A 7,725-nucleotide genomic window follows, 5' to 3' on the forward strand; every position below is an offset into this window, starting at 1 on the left:
TTAACAATTAAAAATGAAATCACAATGAAAGTATGTATTGCAGAAAAACCCAGCGTAGCGCGTGAGATCGCCGCTATCGTGGGAGCAACAACAAAGAAAGACGGATATTTAGAAGGTAACGGTTACGCCGTTACGTGGGCGTTCGGTCATCTGGTCGGACTTGCCATGCCCGAAGCCTACGGTTTCACAGGGTTTAAGGCGGAGAATCTACCGATACTTCCCAAAGAGTTTATCCTTCAACCCCGACAGATTAAAGAGGGCAAGGAGTATAAGAATGACCCCGGCGTAATGAAACAGCTAAAGGTAATTAAGGAGTTATTCTCCCGTGCCGACCGGATTATCGTTATGACCGATGCCGGTCGAGAGGGAGAACTTATCTTCCGTTTTATATACAGTTACCTCGATTGTAAAAAGCCGTTCGACCGCCTTTGGATCAGTAGCCTGACCGACCGTGCCATTCGTGAGGGACTGCAAAACCTCCGTCCGGGCAACGATTATGATAACCTGTATCTGTCCGCCCGCGCCCGCAGTCGTGCAGATTACGTCGTAGGAATTAATGCCAGCCAGGCATTAAGTATTTCCGCCGGGAGTGGTGTATTCTCCCTCGGACGGGTACAAACGCCTACGTTGGCGATGATATGCAGTCGCTATCTGGAAAACAAAGATTTCAAGCCGCAAACCTACTTCCAACTCAAACTGCATACAGCGAAAGATGCCACCTCTTTTTCAGCCCTGTCTTTGGATAAGTATGATACCCGGACAAAAGTGGATGAATTGTACGCCCTTGTAAATTCCGGCGGTACGGCAAATGTAGTAAGTGTGGAACGCAAAGAGGCCAATCAGGAACCACCATTATTATATGACTTAACCACTTTGCAGAAAGAAGCCAACAGTAAACACGGTTTTTCGGCAGATAAAACCCTGACGATAGCTCAAGCGCTTTATGAAAAGGCCGTACTTTCCTATCCCCGTACCGGTTCCCGCTATATTTCCACCGATGTATTCGATGAAATACCGCAGCTACTCGACAGCCTGAAAAGCTATTCCCGCTTTTCCGCTTATGCCGAAAGTATGGAGAATACCCCGCTTAATATCCGCAGTGTGGAGGATAAGAAGATTACCGACCACCATGCGATTATCATTACCGAAAACAAGCCCGGCGAACTTTCACCTGACGAACGCATCATCTACGAAATGGTTGCCGGACGTATGCTGGAAGCATTTTCCAAAAAGTGTAAGAAAGAAAATACAGTTGTTACTCTTGAATGTGGCGGAGTAACATTTACGGCACGGGGAAGTATTATCCTTTCTGCCGGATGGCGTGGCGTATTTGGCGCACAAGAAGAAGACAAAGAGGAAGATGCCACCGTACTGCCCGACATCGTTCAGGGCGACAGCCTGCCCGTGAAAGGTTGCGACGTATTGGAAAAGCAGACCAAACCCCGCCCATTGCATACAGAAAGCAGCCTGTTATCCGCAATGGAAACCTGTTCCAAAGAAGTTGAGGACGAAGCCGAGCGTGAAGCTCTCAAAGAATCAGGCATCGGAACGCCTGCCACCCGTGCGGCCATTATCGAAACACTATTTTCCCGTGAATATATTATACGTGAGAAAAAATCACTTGTACCCACCAATAAAGGATTGACCGTGTATCTGGCTGTTAAGGATAAGAAGATTGCGGATGTTTCAATGACCGGCGAGTGGGAAAGCGCACTGAATAAAATCGCTTCGGGAGGAATGGATGCCGATACTTTCCACAAGGGTATAGAAGTATATGCCGCACAGATTACAACGGAGCTGCTCTCTATCTCTATCGAGGGGGCGAGCAATCGCTCCGGATGCAAATGTCCTAAGTGCAGCGGACAGGTGGTTTTCTATCCTAAAGTCGCCAAATGCGGGAATGAGGATTGCGGGCTGACGGTATTCCGCTCCATAGCCGGAAAAGACCTGACGGATGCACAATTATCCGACCTTTTCGGCAAAGGAAAAACCGGATTGGTAAAAGGCTTCAATAAAAAAGCCGGAGGAACTTTCGATGCTATTATTGCTTTCGATAGTGAACATAAGACCGTTTTTGAATTTCCGAAAAACAAACCGGGTAATGCAGGGAAAGGGAAAAAGCGGAAATAATAGTATCTTTGCCACTAAGATTCTAATCATAACATTGTTTTTTAAGACGTGTTTTGAAAGGAATTTTAGTGGTGGGCGCTTCGGGTGGGAATCCGGAGCGCCTTTTCGCTTTCCCTCTCTCCATATTTTCAACCACTAAAATTCCAATGTTATGGCAAAGAATAATTCATCGCCCAAAGGCGAACTATCCTATTACGGGCTATCCCTCTTATCGTATCTCAGTGACAGTCATCCCGACAAAACCGGGGATAAGGCATTTATAACAAAACGAGCCGACCTTGCAGCAGAGGCTTACAGCGAGGCAATCCGAAACGGGCTTACCCATATTGAAGCAGAAGAACTGGCAAATGCCGAACTATACCGGGGTTTACATTTTTCCGTTTACAATACCCTTGTAAATATACTCTGGGAGGAGTTTTTGGTGGAAATCCCCGAAGATACCGCCCGAAAGGTCGCCCTGCAGGTCTTACCGCTATGCGGTAACGTGCTGGCAAAATACCCGCTTGGGGATGATTTTGCCGACACTCCTGCATACGACCTTTTATACACGGAACTCGTAGGAACAATTCAAATACTTCTGGAAGATGGCGCGGTTTAATAAAACGGCGCACCTTCGCCAGAATATCGACGCGATAAAGGCAGTCTTTACGCTCGACCGGGAAAAGCGGGAAGCCACCCCTGAGGAAAAAGAAATATTGCAGGCATACAGCGGTTTCGGAGCGATTAAGGAAGTGATAGACCCGCTGCCGAAGGACGGCGGTAAAACCACGCCCTTAACCCCTCTTATCGAAGAACTGCATACCGTTCTCAAAGAGAACACCGCCAGCGAAAAAGAGCACAAGCAGTATCTGAATGGCATCAAAGATTCCATTCTATCCGCTTTTTATACTCCGCCCGTCATTGCCGACACCCTGATTGCATCGTTAGCGCAAAGCGGCGTTACACCCTTGCGGGTAATAGACCCCAGTGCTGGAGCAGGCGTATTTGCCGACAGTCTTAGGAAATCCGCTCCCGATGCAGAAATAACCTGTTTTGAAAAAGACCCGATGGCGGGAATGATACTTAAACACCTGCGCCCGGAGGATAATGTAAGGGTACAGGGGTATGAAACCATCGAGCCGAAGTATTCCGGCTATTACGATGTGGCGGCCAGTAACATCCCGTTCGGGGATGTTGCCCTTTTCGACCCCTCTTTCTCCACAAGTACCGACCCTGCCCGTCGGCAAGGTACACGGACTCTGCACAACTATTTCTTTATGAAATCGGTTGATACCGTCCGCGATGGCGGCATAATCGCCTTCATTACTTCGCAGGGTGTTCTTAACTCCGAGCAGAACCGCCCCATCCGTGAGTGGCTTGCTGACAGGTGCGATGTGGTTTCCGCTATACGGTTACCTAACAACCTTTTTACAGACCACGCCGGAACCGAAGTCGGCAGCGACCTCATTGTATTGCAGAAACGCGCTGCCGGCGAATATCCCGTAACTGAGCGGCAGACGGATTTTATCGAATCCCGTAAGCTGTCAAACGGTATTTCCATAAATAACCTGTTCCAACAGTTAGACAGGGTTATCCAAACCGATGCCAAAGTCGGAACAGACCCTTACGGCAAACCCGCAATGGAATTTACCCATTCCGGTGGCGAAACAGGTATCGCCGAAGACTTGCGCCGGATGCTGGGCGAGGACTTTTCCAAACACCTCGACCTTGAACGCTACCTCTCTTTTGCTCCCCAGCGTGCGGAGCAAACGCAAGAAAGAAAAGTAGATGCTCCACAAGTTGAACCGGAGCAGCATACAACAGTGGACATTGCAAGTGCTTCAAACAAAGTGGAAGCCGACGTTTCCACCTCGCACCTGCAAAGACCACAGGAGGGGGAACGACTGCCAAATGACCTTAATCCCCTTTGGCAGACGGATGACCTTGATCCGTTCTGGGAAGCCGTAGAGGAACACTTTGAAACTATGGACAGTCGGGATAATACCCAAACGATTATCCCGGCAGAAGAACAGGATGCTATCGCAAAAGCACGGACGGAAGGTTATAATCTTGATACAATCACAGGGGAACTGACACCGATAGCGACTACGGAGCCTTCTTTGAACATATCCCCGTCTGACATTTCAGCCAATGATCCCACACCGGAAGACCTTGCAGAGTTTGGGGCATGGGCGGACGAGAGTAGCCGTCGCTTTATGGAAGAACACCCGCCAACGCCGGAAGATTTCGGCATAACGGAAACTCCTGAATCCGAAAGAGTAGCGGCACAGGCGACTATGGAGCCAAAGCAAAACCAACAAACCACTCAGGCAGGCAATTTCAGCGGGACACTTTTTGACATGGACGACCCCGCTATTCTCGCAAAGCCGACTACGGAGGCTGCTCCAAAAGTAAACGTACAGCAAGAACCACTGATAACCCTTTACGATTTGTTCGGTTTCTCCGAAGAAGAACGCAATCAGGCAAACCGACCCCACAGGCGGAAGAAAACTGCCAAGCCGAAGAAACAACCTGATGAAGACCGGGTAATCGAATGGCGGGAAGAATTGATGATAGAGGCTTACGAACGTCGTCAGCGTGAAGAAAAGGAACAACAAGCGAGGCAACCGTCGCAGGATAACACGCCGCTTGTTTATCCGGTCAAAGATGCCCGCAGATCGGAACAACAGGAAGCTTTACGGCGTGAACAGGAACGGGAAGAATACCTGAAACCTATTCCGTTCAAAGCGGAAATACTGCCGCATTATCGTGAGGGATCACTCGTTTCGGACGACCATAATCGTATCGGCTATCTGCGGGGTATGGACGGTTTGCAGCCTATGTTCCACCCGTTGGAACTGACCGAAACACAGGAAAAGAAAGCCTCTATCTACGTCGAAATACGTGATACTTATTATCATTTGTATCAGAATGAAGCCGAACGGCTGGAAGCCAACCCCGCCCTGAGAGAAATGCTCAACCGCCTGTACGATAATTTCACAGACCGTTTCGGCAGGCTGAACGAGAAGAAAAACCTCGACCTGATTAAAATGGATGCGCGAGGAACGGAAATACTTTCTCTGGAACGCTACATTGACGGGGTAGCACAGAAAGCCGATATTTTTCATCATCCGGTAGCGTTCAATCCCAATGAGATTACTGAAGCTGCCGATGCCCGTGAAGCGTTGGTCGCCAGCCTGAATAAATACGCCGGGGTAAATCTGGAATATATGGCAGGACTTACCGGAGGAACAAAGGAAAATATTCTGGAAGAACTGCATGACAGTATCTATTTCAATCCGGAAATTAACGGCTATGAAATTGCCGATAAATACATAGCCGGGAATGTCATAGAGAAAGCGGAACGGGTGGAGCGCTTTTTGAATGATAACCCCGACCACATCCCGGCAACAGATTCTCTACGGGCACTTCGGGAAGCAACCCCGAAACCCATTGCCTTCGACGACCTTGATTTTAATTTCGGCGAAAGGTGGATTCCCAAAGGCATTTATGAAAAATACGCATCGAACCTGTTTGATGCGGATGTTTCGATAAACTTCGCACCCAATATCGACGAATACAGCGTAAAGGCTGACAGGACGAACGTAAAGATAACCGACCAGTATGCCGTGAAATCACAGAGCCGTACATTCAATGGCATACACCTGATGAAACACGCCCTGCAAAACACTTCGCCGGACATCACTAAAAAAGTAAACAAGCTGATTGACGGTAAAATGCAGGAGGTCAAAGTGCGTGATTCCGAAGCCATACAACTCGCCAACTCCAAGATAGACGAAATGCGTAACGGCTTTTCCGATTGGCTGCGCGACCAGTCGCCGGAGTTTAAGGACAGGCTGGCAGATCGCTACAACCGAATGTTCAACTGTTTTGTGCGCCCAAACTATGACGGCTCACACCAAACCTTTCCGGGGCTTGACCTGAGAGGATTGGGCATACAAGACCTGTATAAGAGCCAGAAAGATGCAATCTGGATGGATAAATTGCTGGGCGGAAATATTTGCGACCATGAGGTTGGCGGCGGTAAAACGCTGATTATGTGTTGCGGTGCAATGGAGAAAAAACGGCTCGGATTAGCTAATAAACCCATGATTACAGGCTTGAAAGCCAATATCCATGAGATTGCCAAGACTTTTTGTACAGCCTATCCGAACGCAAAGGTTCTTTACCCCGGCAAGGAAGATTTTACTCCCAAAAACAGGGAGAGGATCTTCCGCGAGATAAAGAACAACGATTGGGATGCCGTTATCCTCACACACGAACAGTTTGCCAAGATACCACAATCGCCGGAACTGCAACGGGAGATATTGCAGACCGAACTCGACAGCGTGGAGGAAAACTTACAGGTACTCAAAAACCAGGGCAAAGAAGTTTCCCGTGCCATGCTGAAAGGTTGTATAAGGCGTAAGCTCAATCTGGAAGCCAAACTGCAAACGGTTATGCACACCATTGAAAATCGTAAGGATGATACAGTCGATTTTCGCCTAATGGGTATCGACCACCTCTATGTGGATGAATCGCACAAATTCAAGAACCTTACATTTAATACCCGCCATGACCGGGTAGCCGGATTGGGAAATCCCGAAGGCTCACAACGTGCGTTGAACATGCTCTTTGCCATCCGTACCATTCAGGAACGCACGGGGCGCGATTTAGGTGCTACTTTCCTTTCGGGGACAACCATATCCAACTCCCTCACCGAGTTGTACCTGTTATTTAAATACCTCCGCCCACAGGAAATGGAACGTCAGAACCTTAAAACCTTTGATGCGTGGGCAGCCGTTTTCGCTAAGAAGTCCATTGATTACGAGTTTTCGGTAACCAATGAGATTGTACAGAAAGAGCGTTTCCGATACTTTATCAAAGTGCCGGAACTGGCCGCCTTTTATTCCGAGATCACCGACTTTCGTACAGCCGCCGATATCGGCATCGACCGCCCGGAGAAAAACGAAATATTGCACAACATACCGCCCACACCTGACCAAACGGCATTTATTGAACGCCTCGTGCAGTTTGCCAAGACCGGCGACGGGGAACTACTCTTTCGTGGCAAATTGACAGAAAGAGAAGATAAAGCAAAGATGTTGATTGCTACGGATTACGCCCGTAAAATGTCGCTTGATATGCGTATGGTTGATCCGACCCGTTTCGGCGACCATGTGGACAATAAAGCCAGTCATTGTGCCCGGATGATTGCCGATTATTATTACAAATACAATCAACATAAGGGTACGCAGTTCGTTTTCTCCGACCTCGGCACTTACAAAGCCGGGGAATGGAACGTATATAGTGAAGTGAAACGTAAGTTGGTAGAGGATCACGGCATACCTGCCCATGAAGTACGTTTTATTCAGGAAGCTGCCAGCAGCGAGAATATGCGAAAGCGCATGATAGAGGAAATGAAAGAGGGCAGAATCCGTGTTATGTTCGGTTCGACCGAAATGCTCGGAACGGGCGTAAATGCACAAAAAAAGTGTGTAGCCATCCATCACCTTGATTGTCCGTGGGTGCGACACGAAGTCGCGTAAATGATTGTTTGAAGTTCCGCTCCACGAGTTGGAATGGAACGATTGAACCTGCTGTTCCGTCAGCAGT

At 48.5% G+C, this 7,725-nt stretch carries 2 protein-coding genes and 1 pseudogene; all 3 read left to right on the forward strand.

The window, feature by feature from the left end:
• Positions 1 to 24: 24 nt before the first annotated feature.
• A complete protein-coding gene (locus D0T84_RS14905; protein WP_163308654.1) occupies positions 25 to 2,130 on the forward strand; it encodes a type IA DNA topoisomerase in 2,106 nt (701 codons plus the stop codon).
• A 151-nt stretch (positions 2,131 to 2,281) separates the two neighbouring features.
• On the forward strand, positions 2,282 to 2,728 hold the full coding sequence (locus D0T84_RS14910; RefSeq protein ID WP_163308655.1) for a DUF1896 family protein: 447 nt from the start codon (positions 2,282 to 2,284) through the stop codon (positions 2,726 to 2,728).
• A pseudogene (locus D0T84_RS14915) lies at positions 2,715 to 7,637 on the forward strand (N-6 DNA methylase); the annotation flags it as partial. The gene D0T84_RS14910 and the pseudogene D0T84_RS14915, both read left to right, overlap by 14 nt.
• Positions 7,638 to 7,725: the final 88 nt, after the last annotated feature.

The sequence above is a fragment of the Dysgonomonas sp. 521 genome (assembly GCF_010501055.1).
Classification (GTDB): domain Bacteria; phylum Bacteroidota; class Bacteroidia; order Bacteroidales; family Dysgonomonadaceae; genus Dysgonomonas.

Excerpts from the sequence above, each read along its gene's own strand:
- D0T84_RS14905 (WP_163308654.1), top strand. The coding sequence starts at position 25 with ATGAAAGTATGTATTGCAGAAAAACCCAGCGTAGCGCGTGAGATCGCC.
- D0T84_RS14910 (WP_163308655.1), top strand. The coding sequence starts at position 2,282 with ATGGCAAAGAATAATTCATCGCCCAAAGGCGAACTATCCTATTACGGG.